Below are 23,595 nucleotides of genomic sequence, written 5' to 3'. Positions count from 1 at the left end.
CACGACGGACCCAGACCCGAAAGGAATCGCTCGATCCACCCTCGGTGACATGCGCATGCGAACACGCACAAATTTTTCACTGAACCAACCGAATATTTCGTCATCCGCGTCTTGACGCATACGCCCGTGACACACGATGATGCCGCCGCGCGCGGATGAGTGATGATCCCGCTCCGCGCGCCTTGCTTCCACCGAGCACTCGAGGGATCAGGACGGTCCAAATGAACGAAACCATTCAGAAATATGTCGACGCTGCTGTGCAGATCGGCATGAACGTTGGCTTGAAAATCCTCGGCGCGCTCGTGCTGTGGATCATCGGGCGCATCGTCATCCGCGCAGTCCTCGGCATTCTCGACAAGAGCCTCAGCGATCGAAAGCTCGACGCCACCGTGTCGCGTTACGTCAATTCGGTGTGCAGCGTCATGCTGAACATCCTGCTCATGTTGGCCGTACTCAGCGTATTCGGCATCGAAACGACGACGTTCGCGGGCCTGCTCGCTGCCTTGGGTGTTGCCGTCGGTGTGGCATGGTCCGGCCTTCTCGCGAACTTGGCAGCGGGCGTCTTCATGATCGTGCTGCGCCCGTTCAAGGTGGGTGATTACGTCATCGCGGCCGGCGTCGAAGGTACGGTAAACGCCGTCGGCTTGTTCGTCACGGAAATCGATACCCCCGACAACGTGCGCACGTTCATTGGCAATGGCAAAGTCTTTGCCGATACCATCAAAAACTTCTCCGCCAATTCGTATCGTCGCGTCGAGCTCGTCGCGCAGCTTTCCGGCGAGGCCGACGTCGACAAGGCGATTGCGACGCTCAAAGAAAAACTCAAGACGATTCCCAATGTATCGAAGAAGCCCGAGCCTTGCGTCGAAGTGCTCACCTTCACGCTAGCGGGTCCGGTGCTCGCCGTACGGCCGTTCTGCCATACGGACCATTATTGGGACGTGTATTTCGCGACGAACAAGCTCATCAATGACGAGCTTGGCAAATTGGGCTTCCCGGCTCCCATGAATCCGGTTCTCGTCAAGCAGCACAAAGCAGCTTGATCACCAAGCGTACGCTTCCGGGGCTCGGCCACCGGGCCCCGGAAAGATCTCGTCGAGCTTCTTCAGCGTATCGTCGCTGAGCTTCAAATCCAGCACGCGAGCGTTTTCATCGAGCTGTTCGACCGTTCGTGGTCCAACGATCGGTCCCGTCACGGCCGGTTGCGCCAAAAGCCACGCGAGCGCCACGTCGGCCGGCTTTTGCCCAATTTCTGCACAAAGACCCTCGAATTTTTCGAGTTTGTCGCGGTACTTGTCCACGTTCTTCTGCGCAAATTCGCTCGTGCGCCGCCCTTCGTTCATTTTCTGAAGCGCACCGCCCAAAATGCCACCCTTCAGCGGGCTCCACGGAATCAATCCCAACCCGTACGATTGACACGCGGGAATCACTTCGAGCTCGATGGTGCGATCGATGAGATTGTACAAGCTTTGCTCGCAAACGAGGCCCATGAAGTGCCGTGATTTGGCCGCTTCATTGGCTTGCGCAATGTGCCAACCGGCAAAGTTGGACGAACCGACGTACGTGACTTTGCCCTGCGAAACGAGCGTCTCCATGGCTTGCCATACTTCTTCCCATGGCGCATCACGGTCGATGTGATGCATCTGGTAAAGCTCGATGTGATCCGTTTGCATGCGCTTGAGCGACGCCTCGCAAGCGCGACGAATGTGCATCGCCGACAGGTGCCCCTCATTGGGCCAATCACCCATGGTACCATACACTTTCGTGGCGATGACCGTGCGTTCGCGCCGGCCGCCGCCTTGGGCAAACCAACGCCCAATGATGTTTTCGGTAATGCCTTCGCCCCTCTTCCAACCGTACACATTGGCCGTGTCGAAGAAGTTGATACCAAGCTCGAGCGCGCGGTCCATGATGCGGAACGAATCCTCTTCGGTCGTGTGCGGGCCGAAGTTCATGGTACCGAGGCACAAGCGACTGACTTTGAGAGCCGTGCGGCCGAGACGAGTGTATTGCATGGCGCGCACGATACACGACCACTTTGGCGTTGTCTACGCTCAAAACAGCGAAAGCTGCTTGGGCGCGCCGATGAGATCGTCGAAGTCCACCGAGCCCACGAGCCGCAATATGGAATCGGCCAAAGGGCGCAGCTCGCGATTCACGTAATGCTCGTGATCCGGCGGCGCAGTCAAAGCATTTACCGGCTCGGGACCATGTCTGGTGACGACGTACGAAACAGTTCGTCCTGGCGCATCCTGCGATCTTCGCGCGGCCTTCACATGCGGTGGCGTCGTCTTCGTATACGCTTCGAGCGGCTTGCGTAACGCTTTCTGCAGCACCAGCTCGTCGTCGTTGCGCCCCGCGCGCACATTTGCAACGAACGCGCGCACGAACGGGCCCACCGGTTTGTCGTGGAATACATGCTCGAGCAGCTCGCGCTGAAACCGTCGCGAAAGGGGGCTCGCGTCCCGACGCACGGCTTCGAGCCCCACGATGTCCACTTCGAATCCACTTTGCGATGTCAAAAGCCCCGCGTAACGCTTTTTGCTTCCTCCAGCGCTCGTCCGCAATTCTGGAAGCAAGAGGCGCAAATACACTTTTTGCAATGCCAATTCGAGATGACTCTCGACGTCGAATTCTTCGCGCAATACCTGCGCTACGTCCGCTGATATTTGCTCGCGCAGCACCTCCGCCCGCTCACGAACTCGCGCATGATCCAGCTCGCCTACGTCGACGAAGATCGAATCGGTGTCTCCATAAAGCACACGATAGCCACGCCTTGCAACGGCTCGGGCCGCGGCGCGAATCACGTATTGCCCCGCAATGGGAATGGCATTTGCGACGACCGGACTGAAGAGCCGCGATGCGGGTGCGCCGAGCACGCCGTACATCGAATTCATGAGAATTTTGATCGCGTATGCTCGCCGCTCGTCTCCAGCGCTCCGCGCACGTGATCGCTCGTGCCCAAGCTCGGCGACCAATTCGGGCAAAATGCCCGGAGGTCCCCCAGTAGCTCCGCGCCGAAATGCCGCTTTGCTCGGCGTAACGATGACATCGCGACGTTTGTCCCGTGGATCCATTTCTCCCACATACGTCAGCGGATCGATTTGAAACGTCCGAATGATGCTCGGGTACAAGCTCTTGAAGTCGTACACCGCTACATTGCGATAAACTCCCGATGTTGCATCGAGCACCAGGCCGCCCACGATGGGCTCGAATTGCTGCACCTTGCGCACCGACGGCGCCACGCGACCGCGTGTGCGTAGCGCTCCGAGATAGAGCGAATCGATTGCAGCGATTTGTCCTCCCACGCGATCCGGCGGCAATCCCGTGAGCAAACTGCGTTCGACGGCCAATTCCACGAGCGACAATTTTGTCAAAATATCGCGGACGAGCCGAGCATCTTCCAGGTTGTATTCGGCGAGCGAGGTGGGATCATGAAGAAAGGACGATTCGATTTTGGCGCCGCGATCATCGTGACCAAACAGTTTGCCTCGGCCCAGAATGGAGCGCGCCGCCGTTTCCAGCCGATAATCGTCCAGTTTGACGAATGCTCCGCGCACGAGCGAAAGGCCATCGAGCACGGCGCGGCCCGGAACGAATGCTCGAGCTTCCCGCGTAAAACCAGGATCACGGCGAATCGTGATGCCTCCGCCACCTCGACCAAGCTCGCAGGGGATCTTGGCGCGTTTGCAGAATTCGACGATGGCTGGCAGGTCGAAATCGGGCAAGCTCCAGCCCGTCAAAACATCTGGATCCGCGAGGCGCACGTGGTCGAAAAAGGCAAGAAGCAGCGACCGTTCGTCTGAAAAAACATCCACATAATCGGGGAACTTCGTGGTCTCGTCGTGATGAATGATGAATACGCGATCTCCACCGGCGCCCGTGGAAGCAATCGAAAACAGGTGTTTTCCATCGAGGCTCGTTTCGATGTCGAAGGACATGACCGTCAATCGAGGGACGAATCGCGCGGGCGTCAAACGAGGATTTTTGTAGATGCGTCCGGCGCGTCCCCGTTCTTCGTAAACCCCATCGATATGGAACGAGCTGAAGATGCCGTGGTCGACGAGCCATCGCTGGACGAAGCGTACGTCGCTTTCCAGGGGCTCGATGGAGGCGCGTTCGAGTTTGTCGCGCATGTCGCCGAGGTGTTCAGGGTTTGGCGCGTCGATACGAGCGACGCTTTCGCCGTCGAATGCGCAAAGGTTTGTCGGTTCCACACGGGCCGCCGTAACGCGAGCGGCTAGGGCCCAATCGTGTTCGCGGACGAACAGGTAGGGCTTTAGGCGATCATCGACGATGAGGGCGCGATGGCCGCTTTCGAGCACCGCGTGCAGACGAACTTCGGTTCGGTCGTCATAAGACCGATACGTGGTCGTCAGGAGAAACCCGCGGTCGGACATGTTCGGTTCGTCGGGGTGGTGTGGGGTTTGTCGACGGATCGATAAAGCACGTCCGATGCTGGGGGGCAAGATGCACTCGCCAACCAATCCGCAAACGCATCACGACGCTTGAACCCTAAGCGTTTGTGTGATTCCCTCGCATGCAGTCTCTGGCAATCGGAGTTACCAGTGAGCGCTACACCTCCTCCCGATCGCGTTGACCTCGAGTTCGTTCTCACCGGTACGCTCGTCCCGCGTGATCACGGCTATTCCCTCTTTGGTGCGCTCGCCCGCGTGCTTGGCGATCTGCACGGAGCCACCTGGCTCGCTGTGCATCCGCTTGCTGGTGTTCCACGCCCCGATGGGCTCCTTGCGTTGCAGCCGCATCGTGGCGGGTTGTGCTTGCGCGTCGAGCCCGCTCACATTCCGCGCGTCCTCGGACTTGCCGGCAAGACGCTCGATATCGACGGCCATCGCGTTCACGTCGGCGTTTCACGCGTATACCCCTTGCACCCCGCAGCGGCTCTCACCGCGCGTTTGGTGGTCATCAAAGGGTTTCAGGACCCGGAACCATTCACGGAAGCCGTCAAGCGACAACTCGATTCGCTTGGTGTATCCGCGACGATCGAAGTGGGTCGCAGGCGCATGGTCACGATCGCCGGCGACAAGGTCATCGGGTTTGGCACGACGCTTCGAGGTTTGTCCGAGGAAGGATCGCTCGTCGTGCAGCGCGCAGGCATCGGCGGACGTCAACGCATGGGGTGTGGGGTGTTTGGTCCAGGGGGGTAGGGCGAGTTGGCGAGCGCCAGGGAGCCCTCGGTGCTCGTGGGGGATGGGCGGGCGTGTGGGGGTGGCAGGGCGTAATCAGCGCGCAAGCTACCACGAGGACCGGCGTTCCTCGCCTCGACGTGTACCATTCGCGATCGGGACCCGTGACGCATCGTGGGTGATCGACTTCAAAGATGACCAAGGCGGTACGCTGCTCATTGCACGCGGTGCCAAGTCGCTCGATTGTCCGGACTTGTCGATTTCGACGTGGCCCTCGGCACTCATTCAACGCCTGGCGCCAACCAAAGCCGACCCGCCAACCACGGGTTCCTGGCTGAAGAGATCGCCGCAGCACAGGGACAGGAACAGCGCTGAGTCAGCGCGATCTGGCCGAACGCCCTGCAGAAAGGCGGATCTTGGCCGCCGAAAAGGACGCCTATTTCCTCGGTGCGCCTGGCCATAGCGGAATTTGGCGGACTCGGACAGGCTCGACTCGTGCCAGGGTACAGGCGTCATTCTGGGGCGGATTGGAACTGGACGGGCGGGACAACCCGGTAAAGATGGACCGGAAAATGGACCCACCCGGACCGCAATGGCAAGAGAAATAGTTTACCGTCTGTTCGACCCCGGATATACGATTTATCATCGCGCGGCGCTTGGCGGTTTGGCAGCAACCATTCGAGCGTGGAATGGCGCTGGGCCGGCGGGTATTCGTACGAGCGTAACGCCGGACGAAGTTCGCCTTGCGTGGGGTGACGACCTCACCGATCAAGATGCCGTGCGGCGTATCCTCGACGCGTCATTCCGAATCACGGACGACAAACTCATCGATCTCGTCGGTCATGGCATACCGCCAAACGCGCGCGATCTGCGGCTTGCCGTGCACAATGGTCTGTGTGTCACTTTCTTGCAGCACAACAAGATGCGCCCGGGTGAGAAAGACGCACGACACATCGAGATTCGCAGTGTCGACGGTGAGCCGGGCATTGCGTTCTCGTACAAGGGCGTCAATGATTATGCCCACAGCGCAAGGATGCTGTTGCTCTTTCTCATGGTCGGTAGCGTGGTCTTCATCTTGCGTGCGGGCGCAGTGAGCGCTGCAAAGGCCCAATGTCGCCGCCGGTAAAGAGCTGTACGATAGCTACCTCAATCGCGTCGTCGGGGGTGCTGCCGAGGCCGGATTGCGATTCTTGCTCGACATGCGCGCCCGGGACCTCGCGCCGGTGCGACCAAAGGAGGAGGCTTGCCGACCATGATCGACCATTCGGCTCGAATCCGGAAATTCATCTTCGAACCACGGAATTTCGATCGCCTGCAAAACCTGCTCCTGTTCGCCCTCGTGAGTTACAACAAAGACGATTTCAAGAAGAGTCCGCCAGCCGCGTGAACCTCAAAGAATCCAACGGAAGACCCAAGAGCGGCCGCAAAACGAAAACACCGCAAAGTTCGTCGACGATGATCTGCATACGTCCGTTTCGGCCGAAGCAATCCGGTTCGCGTTGCGGTATCGCTTCCAGCTCGAAAACCTCGAAGTGAATCGCACCTACGACGCGGAAGCCGCCGTGCTAAACTTGACGAGCGCCTTATCGCGCCGAGATGACTGGGAAAGTGGCGGAAAAGACGCAAAGCCAAAAAGGGAAAAACCCCAAACGCCCCCGCATGGTCGCCCCCCTACGCGGCCTTCAACGCCAGCGCTAAGTAAAGGCGCAGTCGCTGTACAGCGGCGGGCCACCTGGGCGACGCCAAGGGCCGCAACCCGGCGCATGCCTCAAACGGGAGTTCGACTCACGCGCTCCCCACCCGGCTCATCGTCGGTGGAAATTGCCCGGAGCCCCTTCGGCGCCGAGTTGAAAGGCTCCGGCGTGACGGTATTCGAAGGAATCGATGCGGCGTTTCGCGAAGCCAAGGCGCGTATTGCGCGTGTTGGCGCCGAGTACGCCGCTGTTGCCGCGAAAGGCGCATGAATGCTGCTCGTACACGTCCAAGCCCCCTATGCGAGCTTTCGCAAGTCATACGCCCGTTCCTACGCGGAAACGTATCCCGTTGCGCCGCCGGCAACGTGTACGGCATGCTTCTATCGCTCGTCGGAGAGTGGAAACGTGCCGCGCATGCGGGCGTGCGTTTGGCGTTCGCCTATGCGGCCAAAGCAAATTCCCCGAGCCCGCTGCCAAAGACCGCGACGGTACTTCGGAAATTGACCCGCTTCAAATATGGCGTTGCTGCAAAGCAAGCCGTGGCCGGTAGCGCGCCCGATTATGTGGAGACTCTCTGTGGACTGTCGTTCCTTTGCTGGATCGATAGCGACGACGAGCATGGAACGTGTGCGCAGATGGGTGCTCCGCGCCTAGAAGCTCGCGTGCACGAGGCCATTTCGACACCCGAGCGAATCACACGGTCCGGCGTCGTTTGTCTCGGTATGAGCGACGACGCCATTGATGACGTGTCGGTCGTCGAAGAGCCAAAAGGCGCATGGTGTCAGTTGATTCCGACCCCGACCGGAACAATCGAATTACCCGTGTGGGTCGATCATGTCGGATCGATTGATTCTCGATGGCAACGATTCGACTTGAGGCTACCGGCGACAGTGGGACGATTGTCACTTGCGGCTTCGGATTTCGTTCCGATCGTGGATCCTCGCCGCTCCAGTCGAGCCCCGCAGTAGAGAGATTCCACCTTCACGCTGCTTGCCGCCCGACGCGCCGATGCCCATTCGGTGCAAGCCATGCAGCTAGTTCCTCGACGGACAAATCCACGACCGCGTTGGCCACCTTCCTCGGTGCCTTGAGCAATCGGCTCTCCACACGGCCACGCTCAGTCTCTGTCAGTGGACGGCCAAGTCGCCGCTCGGCAATGCGCACCCATAGCTCCTCTTGCCCCTTCCTGTACAGATAGTTGTCCATCATGACGTTTCTCGACACCCGCGAAGTTATCACTTCCATGACCCGTTTGTACCCCTTCGTCAAGCTGGCAAGCGCCAACATCGTCATCGCCAAATCCTCGAAATCACGCTGGTTCGTCCGAGCCTGCAATGCATCGAGCGCCCGCGCGACATGAAGTTCGTCCGCATCGACGGCGAGCGGAACGAAGACCAACCAGAAAACACTCCCCATGGCCTCGATTTCCATCACCGTGCGCAGGTAAATCGCTTCAATGCGAAAGCGCACGCCAGAAAATGGTTCGCCCTTGGACGACGTTCGGTAAAACCCAGTCTTCGGTAACCCACGCTTCGGCCCCGTCAAGACGACGACTACACTGTCCACAGAAACGGGTTCCGCGGCATGCCCCCCTTTCCCACGCGCCGCTTGACCATCCGTGTGCGCAGCCATCGTCAGCAAATGGTTGTACTCGTACACGCGCATGCAGATGTCGCGATCGAGACGCACAGTCCATTCAACGTGCAACCATCGCCGTTGCTCGCCAATCCTGACGCATAACGCCCGATCGACGCGACGTTGCCTCGCGGTGACCTGCGTCTCCACCCACGTCGCGTCTTCCACGGCGTCATCCACGCCAAACAGCGACCGCGGCAATGCCTGCGGATGCCTTCGAGACGCATGACGGAGCATCGTATCGATGCCGCTGCGCTCATCGCCTTCATGTTTACGTCGGGACACAGGCGCACCTCGCCTTCGATGAACAACGCAGCGGTTTTTCCCGCTGCTATACGTCCATCGTTCGGGCGCGCCTCGAGTTGCGTGGAAAGTTCAAAAAAGTGACGGCGACGTGATGCCGCGACGAACGGCTCACCTGGGACCGCTCAACCCTGCTCCAGCTCCGCCTCGAGCGCTGCCGCCTGCGCCGCCATGTCCTCCTGCGCTTTGCGCAGCGCTTCGAGCTTCGCTTCCTTCTCCTTGCGCGCCGCAGCCGCTCGCGCCGCAGCCACCGCGTCCTGCTGCGCCTGCAATACATCCCGCTGCTTCTTCCACGCCGCCAAGTCCGCTTCGGCCCCCGCTATCTTGCGGTCGAGCTCCGCGATCGTAGGCTCGTCCGATGCATCCTGCAAAAAGAACGATTCGGCCCAGCCTGCTCCCAAGCTCGCATTCGCGTGCTGAATATCTCCCAGCTTGCCATACAGCGACTTCCGGAATGCATTGAACGCCTCGTTCAGCTTCGCCCGCGTTCCAATGGCGCGAAACTCCGCGAGCTTCTGCGATGCTTGCTTTTTCTCGTTCGCCGCCGTCGTCGCCGTCTCCAATCGACCCGCCAAAAGGGGCACGTGATCCTTCAAGATCTCCTTGTCGGACTGGGCCAGCGTCTGCGGCCATTCCACCATGATCTCCAATTGCGAATTCAAAATGGGCCGACGAAATTCGCTCGGCCGCAAACCTCCAAAAAGAAGCTTGCCAAGCGGCGACTTCGAATCCGTATTCGCTGCGACGAACGTCGCCGAATCATCCAGGTCCCGATCAGCGAAATGCACCGCCGCCCCGGCCTCCATCTCGGCCTCCACGAGCGACCGCTCTTCCGCTATCGCAGCGTCGATCTGCGATCGAAATGCATCGGTCTCCGCAATCAGCGCCTTGGTCAACGGATGGCGCCGAATGCGAACCGACGTAAACGAATAATGATGCTCCGCCGTGTCGGTGGTCGCGTTGAGAGGTAATGTCTTGATGCCTGCCATGGTACTGGACGGTACGCGTCTTCGATGCAACGTGTCCAGTAATTTTCGTACAGGTCGGAAAACACTGGGAAACACTGGTGACTCTGGATGCTGGCGTGGCCGTGTCGCCCGGCGACCGCAGCAGTGGCATCCGTGGGCGCTCGATCGTCGATGAGGATGCGAAGCAACGAGTCGATAGGCGGTTTGCCCCAGCCCCTTGCATGGAATCCGACCCTTGTCAAGGCTTCAAATTGAAATTTTTTCTACTTTCTTGCGCCGTGACGTCGTTGAAAGTGGTAGGAATGTCACAGCAAATCTCGACCATCGGACAATCTATGTCCCATCACCCTTGTCGCGCACACACGAATCGCTTGCGCGCGGGTGACGGCGGCGCGTAGCCTTCTTCTCGCCCGATGGGCTCGCGTCTCACACGATGCGAACTCGTCTTCACAGACCACGACGAGGGGACAATGTTGAAGTATTTGGTGCCAGCCATTTCGGCGGTAGGCAATGGGCTATCTCTTGCGCTCGAATCGGGGATTCCATTCGATGTGCGACGATTTTGCATTCGCGAACGAATGTCGGATTTCTTTACCATCGAGCTCGAGGCTCATTGCGAAGACGCGAATGTCGATTTGAGCGACGTGGTCGAGCGGAGGGCGAGGTTCGAATTGCATCGCGGCGTGGAATCACGCGGTTGGTCGGGAATCGTGTCGAGTGCACGATTCGAAGAAGCGGCCGATGATGGCTTGTCCACCTATTCCATGACCGTCGTGCCGTCGATGTGGCTCATGACCCAACGGAAGAATCGGCGCGTCTTTCAGCACGTTGCGGAACCTGACATCGTTATGCGGCTCTTGGACGAATGGCAAGTGCCTCATGAAAAGCGGTTGTCGGAAGCGTATGCCTCGCGGAATTACCGAGTGCAATACGATGAATCAGATGCATCGTTCTTGCGACGCATGCTCGAAGAGGCTGGCATTTCGTTCTTTCTCGTGACGGAAAGCGATAAGACGCGCGTCGTGCTTTCGGACGCACCAGAGCGTGCCGAAGCGCGAATGATGCGTTTACCGTTTCGAGCCGACACGACGATGGTATCGGGCGAATACGTCACGCGCGTGCGCGCACGTGCCGCGGTTGCTCCTGGGCGCGTGGCCATGCGTGATCGTGATGATCGATTGCCTGCGGGGTATCCACTATTTGCTGCGGCCGATGCAAAGGATGCGGATCGCCGGTTGGAGCAATTTGAATCGGTGCCGGGTGCTTTTCGATTCGAGTCGTCGCGGGCTGGAGGCGGAACGCCGGTCGCGGATGATCGAGGTGCCGTACGAAGCGACGAAAAAATGGCGAAGACGCTTGCTCGCAAGCGGCTCGAAGCGTTGCGACACGATGCATGTGCGGTCGAATTCGAGACGAATGCGCTGGACTTGGCACCGGGCGTTGTCGTCCACATCGACGGTCATCCGCGTTCGGAATGTTCGAATGGCCTTCTCATCGTGGAAACGCGCATCGAGGGAACCTTCGACAGCGAATGGACGCATTCTTGTTGTGCGCGAAGCATCGAGGCTCCTTATCGACCGCCGCTGTCGACGCCGAAACCCGTTGCGAAAGGCATTGAACGCGCAACGGTGGTGGGGCCGCCTGGCGAGGAGATCCATTGCGATGAATTGGGTCGCGTGCGCGTGCAGTTTCCATGGGACCGCGAGAATGCTTGGGACGATGAAAGCTCGTGCTGGGTGCCGGTGAGCCAAGGCGCAGCCGGGGCGGGGTTTGGCATGTTGAACATTCCGCGCGTGGGGCACGAAGTGCTCGTGGAATTCATTGGGGGCGATCCGGACTTGCCGGTGATTACGGGACGCGTGCACACGCTGACGCATCAAGTACCCTATGCGCTTCCGGCGAACAAGACGCAAAGCGGATGGCGTACGGCAACGACGCCGGCTGGGCATGGATACAACGAATTGGTCTTCGAGGACAAACGCGGAGCGGAATTCATTCGCGTTCATGCCGAGCGAGACATGATGACCACCGTGGAGCGCGATGAGCGTGTGACCGTGCGGCGCGATCGCGCGACAAATGTGGTGCGCGACGACGAAGTCCGCGTGGGTCGGCATGCGACGAGGCTCGTGCAGCAAAATTCGCGAGAAAGCATTGGCTTGCATGCACAACGCAGCGTGGGCGTGAATGACATTTCGGATGTTGGCGGCGATCAAATGCTGACGATATGCGGAAAGCAAACGATTGCCGTAGGCGCATCCAGCGAAACCGTGATTGGCGGGTCGCAATCCGAAGAGATTGCGTCGAGCAAAACGGTGCTCGTTGGGGATAGGCACACGATCGTCTGCGGCGGAGCGAGCATCATCATGGAAAGCTCGGGCAAAATTACGTTATGCGGATCGGACATTCAGCTACTGTCTTCGGGTCCCGTGTCCATTGCGGGTACGACCGTATCCATCGGCGGCACTTCGGTGTCCGTCAATGCATCGGGCGCCATTGGCGTTGCGGGTGCATCGGTCAAGCTTTCGGGTGATCCCGTGGATACGAATTGAAGGGCGAATGGTCATGATTCTCCTGGACAATCGCACGCCTCTCGACGTGACCACCTTCGCCGCGAAAGACTTCGAGGACGCACCGTTTCACACGGTCGTCGCAAAGGGAGTTTTTCGCATCGAGCGGGACAAGCCACTCGTGATTGATGAAACGCAAAAGGAGTCGCTGCTCGAAGAAGATGACCTCGTGCCCTTCAAATTGGGCACCGATGTGCTCCTACGTGCAACATCGTTTGCACCGAATGGAAAGGCGTCATCATGGTGCGCAGGTTTGGCTGTCGGTGCATTGAAGAAGTACGTGACGGTGACGGGACCGCGGGCATGGATGCACGCGCCGCTTTTGGGGTGGTCGCTGACGCCGGCGGTGCCGGTAAATCGAGTGCCTTTGCGATATGAATTCGCTTATGGCGGGGCTGATTATGCGCCGAACCCACTGGGCATTGGATACGTCGACCCACGAAAACTCGATTCGGGCATGATCATTCCAGCGCCGCAAATTCTGACGGGCGGCGCAAGGCCATTGCTTTTTGGCAAGGACTGCCCCGTGGAATCCTTTTTGCCAGTGCCGCGATTGGCCCCCGGCGACGCCGGGATTCGAGGCATGTCATGTGGCGCCGCCGTCGCTCGTGACGGAAGGCTATCTGCGCGGCAATGAAGACGTCGAGCTGGTGGCGATGCATCCCGAGCATGAGCGTTTTTCATTTCGGCTGCCGAATCTACTGATCGCAGCAGCCATGACCGATCACGTCGGGTATCGCTATGGTTCGCCGGGGCGCCTCGACACAATATTCATCGACATGGAGGCCATGCGGGTATCGCTCGTATGGCGCGTCGTGCTGCCCATCTACGAAGACGGCGTCGCGCGAGTGGACGTTGCAATGTGCGGGAGGCTCGAATGAAACGCGAATTGGCTCGCGCTTGTCCGGAAGGCATCATCATGTCGATCATGCCGGACGTTTGTCTCACGCCCACGGCGACTGGCGCGATGGTACCCGTTTCGTACTTCATTCGAGCGCGTGCGGAATTGGCCATTGACACGAATCCAAAACATCGCGTCGACGGGTATCCCGTCATCACCATGAAGAGCCGGATTCCGACATGCGAGGGCAATGAAGCGGGAACGGGGGGCGGCGTCATTTCGGGCGTCAACAAAGGATGGTGTCGACCGCTCGAGCATTCGACGACGCAAAAATCAGGCGGTGAATGGGTCGTGCGTGTCGGTGATCTGTGGGCCATGAATTGCGCCGGTCCGGACGGCATGCCCAATACGCATGGGCGGTTTTACATCATCGTGCGGGTCAGCGCCCCAGCGACGACGCCGATATCGAAAACCGAGCGAACATCGGTCGATGCTGCGACGGGGCAAATCGTGCTCGAATCGATGGAGGTCGTGCGTTATCCCATCACGGGCGAAGTCGTCGAAATACGACAACGCACGACGCTGGATCCGAACACGGGCCAAGCGGCGACCGAGAGCATGACCATTACGACGAAGCCCGATGGCACGAAGTCGTATGTGCATCACGAGGGCGCTTTCGATCCCGAGTACAACCAATACGCATGGAAAACGACGGAGCGGGGCGAGGTCGATACATTGCCGCCGGATGAAGCGGACGAATCGACGGAGCTTGGCGAGCCCGCCATGGATGATGCGCAGCCGGGAGGTTTTTTCCTGCAGGACGAATCCGAGGTGTTTCGACCATTGGCAAGACCGAGCGACGAGATATCGGATACCGATCCCGAGGTATTGGCCGATCCGGAAGTGCAGGCTGCGCTGGCCGAACAAGCGGCATGCGAAGCCGAAATGGCGGACGTCAACAAAGAGCTCGCATGGGAGGCTGCGAAACTGACGGTCGACGGCGTGGGCATTGTCGATCCGACGCCGGTGTGCGATTTGGTGGGCGCGGGAATGGCGCTCGTGGATCGGGATTGGGCGGGCGCTGGATTGAGCGTCGCGGGCGCAGCATTGCCATTTGCGGGTGACGCGATTGCAAAGCCGCTCAAGGCGTCACGTGCAGGCGTGCGGATGGCAAAGCTGTGGGCGAAGCTCGAAGCGCTGACGCTGCGCATGAGCAAGCTGAAGGACAAGGTGCGCAAGGCGCTCGACCGCGTCAAGGACAGCATTGCAAAGCGGCGAGCGGGCGCGGGAGGAGCGGGCGGTGGTGGAGGTGGTTTGCCCGAGCCGCCGAAGCCGAGCGGGCCGGGAGACGGGAGCGTCGTTGCGAAGGCGGTAAAAAAGGACTATACGGTGCCGTCAGGAAAACCGGGCGGGAAGCCGAGGGGGGAGCCGGAGCCAGTACAGGGCAATGCGGAAACGAGACACAAGCTTGCGCGGCAGCATGAAGCAGCAGATACGCTCGCTGCGCGTGGATATGACGTGGAACATAATCATGATTTGCGACCGGGAACGTCAAGAAAACCAGACTATAGGATTGAAGGTCGATACTTCGATTGCTATACGCCAACGGTCTCCAAGACGAAACCCAGACCCAACAACAAGTCACCCCATGGCACGAAGGCAATTGGTCGAGCGAGGGACGAGATTAGCGAGAAAGTGGCGAAGAGACAAACAGATCGAGTCGTCGTAAATCTGGATGATACCGACATTACGCCGAGTGAAATGCAAGCGATTCTCCAACGAAGACCGATTGATGGCCTAAAAGAAGTCATCACCATCAAGAACGGAAACATCCAGCACATCTTCCCGTAGAGAAAGGATTTCAAATGGCAATCGAATACACCCTTCGCATCAACCAACGAAACGAGCAACTCGATCATGCGGCTATTCGTAAGGCTCTCACCGAAGCATTTTCAGAAGTGGACGATGGAAGTTGGTTTGGTAATCCCAATGGGCTCATCCTGACGGTATTGCCAGACTGGGACGAGGACGATCTCGCGGAGCGCCACCAGGTTGAGTTGCGCAAAGCTCTGGGATTTCCGTACAGAGGAATCTTCATTGGATTCTGCTTGCAAGGGGACCACGAGGAGAGTGCTCGACGGATGGTCCGTATAGTGAACTGGGTGCTTGCGCATTATGAGGTGGACGCCAAATTCTCCTTTGATGAAGCACACCGCATTCGACTGTTCAGGTCGCATGGACGTGTCGTGCTCGTCGACGCAGATTTCTGGCAGCACGACGCTGTTCTGCAGACGTTGATTACATTGCCGTACGAATATCGTAAGGCGAGCGTCAACTACAGCCTAACCATTTGCATGAACGACCGCACCGTGAATCCCGCGATTATTCTAGGCCGAATCATTGCGAAATTTCAACTTCTGCCACGTCATGAGTGCCCCGAAAGCGCCATTGGCGAGGGGCTCATTGTCGAACCTTACAACTACGATTCACCCACGAGTTCGGGGACGGACCATGGCAGCATGGGGCCACAGTTGGTCGTCACGTTCGAAATCGACGTCCTCTCGTACGACGCCGGTCTGGCCAAACTCGTGGCCATTACGCGCTGGGCGCTCGATCAATATGCTGGCGATGCGACGCTCGAATGGTACCCCGAATGGAACGTCCAAGCGCCCCCCCTCCTCACCCGCACCGATAACAAAATCACCCTCTCCGACGAACCCGACTTCTGGACCCCTGAGCGCAAAGCCATCATTCTGGGCAAACCGCAATCTTGAAAGGATACCTCGTCATGGCCACCCCGCTCCCTCCCGCGCTCATCGTGCCCACGTCGGCCGCCGATCACGATACCCTATTGCCGCCCGAAGACTACGACGAACCCGCCGAATCCGAATGGATCCCCGCAGCTCCCTATTGGAATGCCGCGCCGACCATGCCCCTGCCTCCACCCAGGCATGAGTACCCCGTGCCCATTCCCGCGGGCATCATGCTCATTCCAACGGACGTGCTCCCTCCCGCATGGCTCGACGCCGTCATTCCGCACGCGCCGTCTTCGATTCCACCGCCACCCATGCTCGGCTCAGAAATGCTCGCGCCTGCACGTCCGCCGCTTCGAGCCGCCAAGGACCCATCATCCATTCCACCAGCACCCATATCGCAATCGGTCGCCCCCGAACCCGTCGCATCAACCGCCATTGATTTGCTCGTAAAATCAACATTCGAACCGATATCCCTCGAACAATGCGCTGCCATGGAAGCGCTGCTCGCATTGCATCCACAACGATCCCCCGACATCCTCGCCGAACATGACATCGATGCGCCAACATGGAAACAGCATTTCACGCATTGGCAAGAGGCCATTCGCGCACGATTGAACCAGGATGATGCGTCCCTTCTTGCAAAACATGACGATGCATTCGTCTCGGCCCTCGAAATGGAGCGCGGCTCTGCCATCACCGCGGACGACCACGCAGCCATTGTCGCATCGGCTCGGCGCGGTACTCGCACAGAGACCCTGCGCGCGCTCCAAATCCCCACAACTGCGATGTCGCTCGTGGAACGCGTGTTCTTGCGACGAGCTGCAACCGGGTGATTCATCGAAACACGTTCATCGAGCGCCACGATGCCACCATGGGCACCCATGGGCGCTCGAGCGTCGATGCAAGGCATTGCGAAGGGGACTTCAGCGGCCCAAGCGAGACGTATTGCCGTTGCGGGAGCGCTGACGACGTAGGCTTCGCTCAGGCGACGTCGACGCATCTCACTGGGGCGCTTCGATAGGGCGGACGCGCATCGGTGCCGCGATGGCTGCGCCTCCAGAAGCTCCACAACGCGTTGCAAGGGCAATGCCGTCGGCCGAAATGCCGTCGCAACGCCGCGGAGCCCGGACCGAAGCGCCCAAAGTGCCGTCGCAACGCCACGGGCCACGTCTCGAAGTGCCGGAAGTGGTGTCGCAACGACCGCACGTTTGCGTGAACCGTCTCGAGTGCGGTCGCAACGCGTGGCGCCCGAGACGAAGCGGCAGAAATGCACATGCAACGGCGCGCGGGGGCATTTCGTGCGGGCGGACGGTGGAATCGGGCGGCTAGCACGAAGTTGGCGCCATCGAGTTTGTCAGGTACGGTCCGGAAAACCGAGCACGCGGGCGATGCCACGTTCGCTCGGAAATTCCAAAGGGGGAGGTTTGTCGTCATGGGTGCATCCGGACACGAAGCGAGTTTGCGCGTGATGTCGCTTCACGCGCTCGAATACTGCGAGCGACTCTTTTACTTGGAAGAAGTCGAAGAAATTCGCGTCGCAGATGCTCGCGTCTTTGCAGGTCGCACGCTTCACGAGGAGATCGATAAAGAGGAAGCCGACGGGCCGTCACAACGGTTCGTCCTGGAGAGCGAAACGCTTGGATTGCACGGCGAAGTGGATGCGATGCGGCGGCGAGATGGCCGCTGGCTGCCGTACGAGCACAAGCGCGGAAGATCGCGCCGCGAGGGCGACGAACACGCTTCGGCTTGGCCGTCGGATCGCCTTCAAATCGGCGCGTATGCGATGCTGCTCGAGGAAGCTTCGAGCGAGTCGATTCCCGAGGGGCGGCTTCGATATCACGCAGACAACGTGACGGTGCGCGTGCCCATCGATGAAGCGCTGCGTGCGGATGTGCGAGCTGCCATCGTGCGTGCGCGCGAGTTGCGTGCGCACATCGAGCGCCCGCCGGTGACATCGAATGAACGACTGTGTGGGCGCTGTTCGCTGGCGCCGGTGTGTTTGCCGGAAGAAGAGCGACTGGCAAAGGATGAAACGCACGAGGCTACGAGGCTCGTGTCGAAGGACGACGATCGGCAAGCGCTGCATGTGATGACGCATGGAGCGCGCGTGGGGCGTAGCGCGGAGGAGCTCGTGGTGACGTCACGGGAAGGCGACGAATCTCGGGTTCCATCGCGACGAACGAGGCACGTGGTGGTGCATGGTGGTGCGCAGATCACGACGCAAGCGCTGCACTTGTGCGCGGAGCGAGACGTAGGTGTGTCGTGGGTGACGACGGGAGGGCGATTCATTGGATCGATGAGCGCGGCGGGTCCGATGGTGCAGCGTCGCGTGCGGCAATATCGCGCGTTGTCGGACGAAGCATTCGCGCTGGGTTTGGCGCGGCGTCTCGTAGCTGCGAAGCTCGAAGGGCAATTGCGATTCGTGCTTCGTGCGACGCGTGGCGAGGGCGAGCGGCATGCGGATGTCGATCGAGCGATCGCATCGATGCGTCGTGGTGTGCAGCGAGCGCAGGAGACGGCGACGATCGAAGAGCTGCTCGGGTACGAAGGTGAAGGGGCGGCAGCTTTCGACATGGAAACACTTGCTTGGTGATGTGGACGAGCGGCTTCGTTACGAGGGGCGTACGCGTCGCCCGCCACGTGATCGCGTGAGTGCGTTGCTCGGATTCGGCTACGCGCTGCTCTTGACCGACGTGACGACGGCATTGCATGCGGTGGGGCTCGAGCCGGCGCTTGGTTTTTATCATCGGCCGCGTAGTGCGGCGCCGCCGTTGGCGCTCGACATGATGGAGCTGTTTCGGGTGCCGATGGTGGACATGGCGGTGCTGGGATCGCTCGGGCGAGGGCAATGGGATCCGGACGCGGATTTCGTGGTCACGGGGCCGCGGGTTTGGCTGAGCAAGGAGGGGAAGCGGAAGCTCGTCGAGGTCTACGAGCGGCGTCGCGCGGAGGAGTGGAAGCATTCGGTGGTGGGGTACTCGTTGTCGTACGGGCGCATGATCGAGCTCGAAGCGCGGCTTTTGGAGAAGGAGTGGACGGGTGCGCCTGGGTTGTTTGCTCGGTTTCGGCTGCGCTGAGCACAAGGGGTGGGGAATGTCAAGAGGGTGGGGGTTGAAAAATGAGCGAAGCGAAGGGGTGGTATTTGGTGTCGTACGACATTCGGGATCCGAAGAGGTGGCGCAAGGCGTACCAGGTGGTGCGTGGGTATGGGACGCGGGTTCAATTGTCGGTGTATCGGTGTTGGTTGTCGGTGCGGCAATTGGAGCAACTGAGGTGGGAGATGGAGAGGCAGCTCGAAGTGGAGGACAGTTTGTTGTTCGTGCCGTTGTGCAATTCGTGCATTGGGCGGATGGTGGCGCGGAATCGGCCGGAGTCGTGGGAGGAGGATGACGCGCCGGTGCGGATCGTGTAGGGGTGGAGTTGTCCGAGACGCATGCGCGCGCGGATCAAGCACCTGTGGTCGTCGGCGATGGCTGGGGGCTGCAGGTGCTTGTGGAAGATGGCAAGTGTGTGATCTCCTTGGTGTTTGACATGACGAGAGGTGGTTGGGAGGTGCATGATCGATGAGAAACGCGGTGGATCGTGGGCTTGTCGAGGTGGTGCTGGTTGCGGCTCGCGTTCAGCGGAGGGGAGCTTGGGAGGTGCTTGTTATGGCCTCTGAGTTTCGCAGTGATTCCGCATGGATAGCGGGGGGTGGCCAATTTCAGCGGTGATGCCGATAAGGCGTTGAGCACCACTTTCGCGAGCCTTGCCGTGCGAGGCGTGCACCGCCAATTTCAGCGGTGATGCCGATAAGGCGTTGAGCACGAAAAGACGCCAAAGCCGCTTTCGCTCCTCCTTCCCAATTTCAGCGGTGATGCCGATAAGGCGTTGAGCACGCACGACCCCATGACGCACGGCGGCGGCTCGCACCAAGGTTTGTCGGCATGGTTCGTCTCGCCCCCATTTTTCTTGTGTGCGTTTGTCCGTTCGTAGTAAGAGAGGAACATGCCTCGTTTCCTCGTTCCGACGGTGTGCCTCAGCGTCGCGCTTTTGTGGGCAGGATCGGCGGACGCTGAGCAGGTCGACGTCCCGCCGCACCGGGTCGAGTTCAGCGCTTCGCCAGGCTTACCGAAGTGCAACGAGTACGACGCATTTTATGGCATCATCACGAACTGGATCACGATCCCCTCGCTAAATCCGACCGCAGAGCGAAAACTCGTCGTGACCATCAAGCGGCTCGCGGATGGAGGCAAGCTGGTCGAGGTGTCCGTCCTGGATCCCGATGGGGTCAAGGTGGGGGGCGAATCGCAGACGTACTCGCCCATCGAAGAGTGCTTCAAGATCCTCTATTGGGCGGCGTTCGATTCAGCGAACCTATTGCGAACGACGATACCACCAGAGACCGAATACGAGCCGGAAAAACTCACGCCGCAACCCAATGATGCGCCCGAAAAAACCTTGCCGAGCATCGAGGATGCGCCGGAAAAACCGGCAGCAGCCGCGAGCTCGAACGTCGCGTCCAGTGAGCCAGTCACGCCCGCTCCGGCGTCCACTGGCGGAGCGGAGCACAGTTCGAGTCTGACCATCGGGCCGATGATGATGATCGGTGCATCCGAGTCACCTGCATTCGGCGTGTCACTCGTGGGGATGTACCGGTTTGGAACGCTTTCGCTCATGGGGGGCGCGCGAGCGGCATACGCCTATCGACCGCTCGAGGGCCGGGAAATCGATGCGTTTGCGTTCAGCGGAATCGCCGGACCCTGCGCACATGCGCGATGGTTCAGTACGTGCGCGATATTGGGCCTGAACGTGATAGACCCCATCTTTGCCGGAAATCAGGACATCGAGAGCGTTGCGCAGGTCGTTCCAGGCTTCGGGTTTGGAATGAATGCATTATACGATTTCAACAGGAGTCTGGGTTTACGTGCCAGCGCCGACGTCATGGTGTTGTCGAGTGACGTCGTGTATCTGGCCCGGCAATCGCGCCAAACGGTTCCCATTTGGACCGGTCATCAATTTTTGATGTCGTTCTCGGTGGGATTGGAAATCAAGCCTTGACAGGCAGATGGTGGAAAGGATCGATCAGGTCATGCTAGCCAAGCGTTGGGATATTACCTCAGCCGGTATTCTCGTCATGGGGCTCCTGCTGGGCGCGGGGGTCGTCAATGGATGCAGCGGCTTTACCACGGACGGCGCATACTTCATTTGTCCTGACGCGGAAGTCCCTGGGCTACCAGAGTGCTCGCCCGACGCCGGAACGATGTCACCGCAATCGGTTGAATGCGAGGGGAAATGTATTTCCATGGGCACGTCCGATTTTACGAAGGATGCCGTGCTGCTTTGGAAAGGAGCGGAGGAAGAAGCACCCGAATGTCCCGAGCGCGCAAGCTCCGTTTTCTACACGGGGTACGGCGATCTCGTGGTGGACATTCGATGTGCAGAGTGCTCGTGCAGCACTCCCGAATGCATTTTGCCGCAAGCGATCGGTGCGGATTCGAAGAGTTTTTGCATGAGCGGCATAAGTGACAACTACGCCGCACCGGAAAACTGGAATGGGAAATGCACGTCACCCGCGCTGTTTCCTCCTGGTAGCTTTTCATCGATTGCTCTGACGTCGCCGACTGCAACGCCATGTGTGCCTTCGGAAGACCCGCCGGCGCCTGAGCCGCCAAAGTTTGCGCCGGATCTGCCGACGTCCTATTTCGCGCCAACGCCTATGAACTTGGCATTCGGAATTTATTTCAATACATACGCGAAGGCGTGTCAAGGCAATGCGAGGGGTGAATGCAAATCATCTGGGGAGTCGTGCGTGCCGAGCGCAGAACCTCCCCCGCCTGGCTTTCGCCACTGTGTGCAATACGAACTGCCTGTGGACGAAGACAATTTGCCCAAATGCCCTGCCGCATTCCCTACGCGTGAAGTTTTCTACGAGGGCGCAGAGGGCGACCCGTCGTGTTCGCCTTGTGAATGCATGCATTCCGGGAGCAAATGCGAAGCGGCGATCACGCTGTTTCAAGACGAGATTTGCGCGGGGGTGCCGCAGCCAGCGGGACCCAACCCCGCGAATGCCACTGTTTGCCTGGATTTCACGGGGATGGGCTTCACGCTCGCCGCAATGTCGGCGCAATGGGTGACGAACGAACCGGGGGCGTGTTTGCCGGTCGGCGGAAAGCCGGTTGGAGAGATAAAGGCGGTCAACCCGCGCGTGTATTGCTGCCAATGAGTAAGCTCGTGAAACTCGACAAACGAGGAGCAGCTCGACAATCATCAATCCGGCTGCGATTTCAGCGGTGATGCCGATGAGGCGTTGAGCACGTCGGGCGTCGCGTCTATTTGCTCGACAATCAAACCACCAATTTCAGCGGTGATGCCGATAAGGCGTTGAGCACTGGCTGGTCGCGCGGTCGTGTCAACGGACGGGCGCGCTTGCCAATTTCAGCGGTGATGCCGATAAGGCGTTGAGCTCTTCTTCGGTCACGTGTACGGTACGAGACCAGCATATTCATTCGCTCGACCAACAGAATGAAGGGACGACGAAACGATGAGAAACGCTGGATCGCGAAGGGGCATGGAAGAAATGTCTGGCGTGCACGCAATGCCAAGACGCCGCTCGGCCATGCTGTGCTTGCTGCTGTTGGCGTCTGGTGTGGGAGCGACGCCGAATGAGTGTGATTCGGAGCTTGTCCCTGCCGCCGCTGAGCCCTTGGTTACCCGAAAGCCGATCGATTGTTCACGGCGTATTCCCGAGGGTGGGGAAGTGCCAGATGGGTGCATGCCGAGTCAAGGAACGGCCGTCCCGCCAGGCGCGGATCCGCCGCCCGCATGCCCGGAGACCAATGAGAATCCGTGCATGCGTTATCTCATCCCGATCGTCGGAAATCCAAATGAGGATCTCGCATTGCGCGCCAAGTACACCGCTGCATTTGGCGCGGCTTGCTACATGTCCGTAACAAACACATTCAATTGCTTTTACAAGCCGTTGAAGGACGCCTGCGAAGATGCCGCAAAGATCGGCGAGGTATCGGGAAATGCGCCGTACGACCCAGGATACGAGTGTCAGCCGGTCGGCAACGGTGACTACACGCTGCAAATCGGCCCGGATGTCGCAAACAAGCTCTTCATCTATTACCAGCCTGCACCGCGACAAACGCCACTCATTGACGTCAACGGCGTGCCCACGGAGGTGAATGGGCCGTATCGGAACTTGGTCGATCCAAACCAGGTTGGCCCAGGGAATAAGTTCGACCGCCCGAGCGGCATGTTCAACGACAAGGGCGAGGCCCTCGACCAAAAGGCGTGGGTGCTTGCAGTTAACCGAAAAAGTCACAGCGACAATAAGATTCACTCGGATCTCGCGGGCTTCATGTTTCCTTGTGAGAAGGGGAAGCCAGAGCTGTGCCCCGAACCAGATGTTCTCGGAGAGCCGTCCTGGTTGCTCGACGCGGAACCGCAGGTTCACCACGTTGTGCCGATGAAGGACCCGCGCTGTTGCCCATGGGGCACAAACTCGTACAAAAATGCGCTGGTCATCTCGCGCAAACTCAACCTTCATTTCACGAACAACGATCCGCCTGTGGATGAGGTGTTGCTGGTCAACAAGGTTCCACCGTATACGCCATGAAGCCGTTTGCCGCGCGCAGTTGACGCGGAGATCGACGCAAAGTAGACGACACATCATGATCGAACGCCCCCATCGTTTTGG

Annotated in this window: 18 protein-coding genes, 2 pseudogenes and 1 CRISPR repeat array; of the genes and pseudogenes, 16 read left to right on the top strand and 4 right to left on the bottom strand. The window is 59.4% G+C overall.

Going from position 1 to position 23,595, the window contains the following annotated elements; all coding sequences use genetic code 11:
* The first annotated feature begins 221 nt into the window (after positions 1-221).
* Positions 222-1,043 carry a mechanosensitive ion channel family protein gene (locus IPM54_38690; protein ID MBK9265704.1) on the top strand — a complete coding sequence of 274 codons (822 nt, stop codon included), beginning with the start codon at positions 222-224 and terminating at the stop codon, positions 1,041-1,043.
* On the opposite strand, the gene IPM54_38685 is transcribed toward IPM54_38690, so the two are convergent.
* Both IPM54_38685 and IPM54_38680 read right to left on the bottom strand, forming a co-directional pair.
* Positions 1,044-2,015: an aldo/keto reductase gene (locus IPM54_38685; protein MBK9265703.1), complete on the bottom strand. Its 972-nt coding sequence runs from the start codon at positions 2,013-2,015 to the stop codon at positions 1,044-1,046.
* 39 nt (positions 2,016-2,054) lie between these two features.
* Positions 2,055-4,400 carry a DNA polymerase II gene (locus tag IPM54_38680; protein MBK9265702.1) on the bottom strand — a complete coding sequence of 782 codons (2,346 nt, stop codon included), beginning with the start codon at positions 4,398-4,400 and terminating at the stop codon, positions 2,055-2,057.
* 168 nt (positions 4,401-4,568) lie between these two features.
* Between IPM54_38680 and cas6 the strand changes: the two genes are divergently transcribed.
* From cas6 to cas5, 4 genes and pseudogenes are all read left to right on the top strand, one after another.
* Positions 4,569-5,168, top strand: a complete 600-nt coding sequence (gene cas6, locus IPM54_38675) for a type I-MYXAN CRISPR-associated protein Cas6/Cmx6 (GenBank protein ID MBK9265701.1) — start codon at positions 4,569-4,571, stop codon at positions 5,166-5,168.
* A gap of 571 nt (positions 5,169-5,739) precedes the next feature.
* Positions 5,740-6,273, top strand: coding sequence for a hypothetical protein (locus tag IPM54_38670; GenBank protein ID MBK9265700.1), 534 nt, complete (start codon positions 5,740-5,742; stop codon positions 6,271-6,273).
* A gap of 688 nt (positions 6,274-6,961) precedes the next feature.
* The gene (locus IPM54_38665) at positions 6,962-7,111 is read left to right on the top strand and encodes a hypothetical protein (GenBank protein ID MBK9265699.1); all 150 of its coding nucleotides are present in this window, start codon (positions 6,962-6,964) and stop codon (positions 7,109-7,111) included.
* Positions 7,112-7,809, top strand: a pseudogene (cas5, locus tag IPM54_38660) (CRISPR-associated protein Cas5).
* A 13-nt stretch (positions 7,810-7,822) separates the two neighbouring features.
* Here cas5 and IPM54_38655 read toward each other — a convergent pair.
* Both IPM54_38655 and IPM54_38650 read right to left on the bottom strand, forming a co-directional pair.
* A complete protein-coding gene (locus IPM54_38655) occupies positions 7,823-8,761 on the bottom strand; it encodes a hypothetical protein (GenBank protein MBK9265698.1) in 939 nt (312 codons plus the stop codon).
* Positions 8,762-8,904: 143 nt separating this feature from the next.
* Positions 8,905-9,768 carry a hypothetical protein gene (locus tag IPM54_38650; protein ID MBK9265697.1) on the bottom strand — a complete coding sequence of 288 codons (864 nt, stop codon included), beginning with the start codon at positions 9,766-9,768 and terminating at the stop codon, positions 8,905-8,907.
* A 449-nt stretch (positions 9,769-10,217) separates the two neighbouring features.
* Here IPM54_38650 and tssI point away from each other — a divergent pair, with 449 nt between their 5' ends.
* From tssI to IPM54_38595, 11 genes and pseudogenes are all read left to right on the top strand, one after another.
* Positions 10,218-12,296 carry a type VI secretion system tip protein VgrG gene (gene tssI / locus IPM54_38645; GenBank protein MBK9265696.1) on the top strand — a complete coding sequence of 693 codons (2,079 nt, stop codon included), beginning with the start codon at positions 10,218-10,220 and terminating at the stop codon, positions 12,294-12,296.
* A 13-nt stretch (positions 12,297-12,309) separates the two neighbouring features.
* The gene (locus tag IPM54_38640) at positions 12,310-12,951 is read left to right on the top strand and encodes a DUF2169 domain-containing protein (protein ID MBK9265695.1); all 642 of its coding nucleotides are present in this window, start codon (positions 12,310-12,312) and stop codon (positions 12,949-12,951) included.
* Positions 12,905-13,195 (top strand): DUF2169 domain-containing protein, encoded by a 291-nt coding sequence (locus IPM54_38635; GenBank protein MBK9265694.1) that lies wholly within the window; start codon positions 12,905-12,907, stop codon positions 13,193-13,195. Before IPM54_38640 ends, IPM54_38635 begins: the two co-directional genes overlap by 47 nt.
* Positions 13,192-15,006: a DUF4150 domain-containing protein gene (locus tag IPM54_38630; protein ID MBK9265693.1), complete on the top strand. Its 1,815-nt coding sequence runs from the start codon at positions 13,192-13,194 to the stop codon at positions 15,004-15,006. Before IPM54_38635 ends, IPM54_38630 begins: the two co-directional genes overlap by 4 nt.
* Before the next feature lie 14 nt (positions 15,007-15,020).
* Positions 15,021-15,929 (top strand): hypothetical protein, encoded by a 909-nt coding sequence (locus IPM54_38625; GenBank protein MBK9265692.1) that lies wholly within the window; start codon positions 15,021-15,023, stop codon positions 15,927-15,929.
* Between the two features lie 14 nt (positions 15,930-15,943).
* Positions 15,944-16,744 (top strand): hypothetical protein, encoded by an 801-nt coding sequence (locus IPM54_38620; GenBank protein ID MBK9265691.1) that lies wholly within the window; start codon positions 15,944-15,946, stop codon positions 16,742-16,744.
* 599 nt (positions 16,745-17,343) lie between these two features.
* Positions 17,344-18,988: pseudogene (cas1, locus tag IPM54_38615) on the top strand (type I-MYXAN CRISPR-associated endonuclease Cas1).
* Between the two features lie 41 nt (positions 18,989-19,029).
* The gene (gene cas2, locus IPM54_38610; protein ID MBK9265690.1) at positions 19,030-19,323 is read left to right on the top strand and encodes a CRISPR-associated endonuclease Cas2; all 294 of its coding nucleotides are present in this window, start codon (positions 19,030-19,032) and stop codon (positions 19,321-19,323) included.
* Between the two features lie 284 nt (positions 19,324-19,607).
* Positions 19,608-19,790: a CRISPR direct-repeat array (repeat unit 37 nt; unit sequence CCAATTTCAGCGGTGATGCCGATAAGGCGTTGAGCAC).
* Between the two features lie 108 nt (positions 19,791-19,898).
* Positions 19,899-20,951: a hypothetical protein gene (locus IPM54_38605; protein MBK9265689.1), complete on the top strand. Its 1,053-nt coding sequence runs from the start codon at positions 19,899-19,901 to the stop codon at positions 20,949-20,951.
* Between the two features lie 31 nt (positions 20,952-20,982).
* Positions 20,983-22,116 (top strand): hypothetical protein, encoded by a 1,134-nt coding sequence (locus tag IPM54_38600; GenBank protein MBK9265688.1) that lies wholly within the window; start codon positions 20,983-20,985, stop codon positions 22,114-22,116.
* 627 nt (positions 22,117-22,743) lie between these two features.
* Positions 22,744-23,514 (top strand): hypothetical protein, encoded by a 771-nt coding sequence (locus tag IPM54_38595; protein MBK9265687.1) that lies wholly within the window; start codon positions 22,744-22,746, stop codon positions 23,512-23,514.
* Positions 23,515-23,595 lie beyond the last annotated feature (81 nt).

Source organism: Polyangiaceae bacterium (genome assembly GCA_016715885.1).
Classification (GTDB): domain Bacteria; phylum Myxococcota_A; class Polyangia; order Polyangiales; family Polyangiaceae; genus Polyangium.
The sequence above is the reverse complement of the archived record's forward strand: the minus strand, read 5'-3'. Positions and strand labels throughout refer to the sequence as shown.

Coding starts and splice junctions, on each gene's coding strand:
- IPM54_38690 (MBK9265704.1), top strand. CDS start 222: ATGAACGAAACCATTCAGAAATATGTCGACGCTGCTGTGCAGATCGGC.
- IPM54_38685 (MBK9265703.1), bottom strand. CDS start 2,015: ATGCAATACACTCGTCTCGGCCGCACGGCTCTCAAAGTCAGTCGCTTG.
- IPM54_38680 (MBK9265702.1), bottom strand. CDS start 4,400: ATGTCCGACCGCGGGTTTCTCCTGACGACCACGTATCGGTCTTATGAC.
- IPM54_38670 (MBK9265700.1), top strand. CDS start 5,740: ATGGCAAGAGAAATAGTTTACCGTCTGTTCGACCCCGGATATACGATT.
- IPM54_38650 (MBK9265697.1), bottom strand. CDS start 9,768: ATGGCAGGCATCAAGACATTACCTCTCAACGCGACCACCGACACGGCG.
- tssI (MBK9265696.1), top strand. CDS start 10,218: ATGTTGAAGTATTTGGTGCCAGCCATTTCGGCGGTAGGCAATGGGCTA.
- IPM54_38640 (MBK9265695.1), top strand. CDS start 12,310: ATGATTCTCCTGGACAATCGCACGCCTCTCGACGTGACCACCTTCGCC.
- IPM54_38630 (MBK9265693.1), top strand. CDS start 13,192: ATGAAACGCGAATTGGCTCGCGCTTGTCCGGAAGGCATCATCATGTCG.
- IPM54_38625 (MBK9265692.1), top strand. CDS start 15,021: ATGGCAATCGAATACACCCTTCGCATCAACCAACGAAACGAGCAACTC.
- IPM54_38620 (MBK9265691.1), top strand. CDS start 15,944: ATGGCCACCCCGCTCCCTCCCGCGCTCATCGTGCCCACGTCGGCCGCC.
- cas2 (MBK9265690.1), top strand. CDS start 19,030: ATGAGCGAAGCGAAGGGGTGGTATTTGGTGTCGTACGACATTCGGGAT.
- IPM54_38605 (MBK9265689.1), top strand. CDS start 19,899: ATGCCTCGTTTCCTCGTTCCGACGGTGTGCCTCAGCGTCGCGCTTTTG.
- IPM54_38600 (MBK9265688.1), top strand. CDS start 20,983: ATGCTAGCCAAGCGTTGGGATATTACCTCAGCCGGTATTCTCGTCATG.
- IPM54_38595 (MBK9265687.1), top strand. CDS start 22,744: ATGCGTTATCTCATCCCGATCGTCGGAAATCCAAATGAGGATCTCGCA.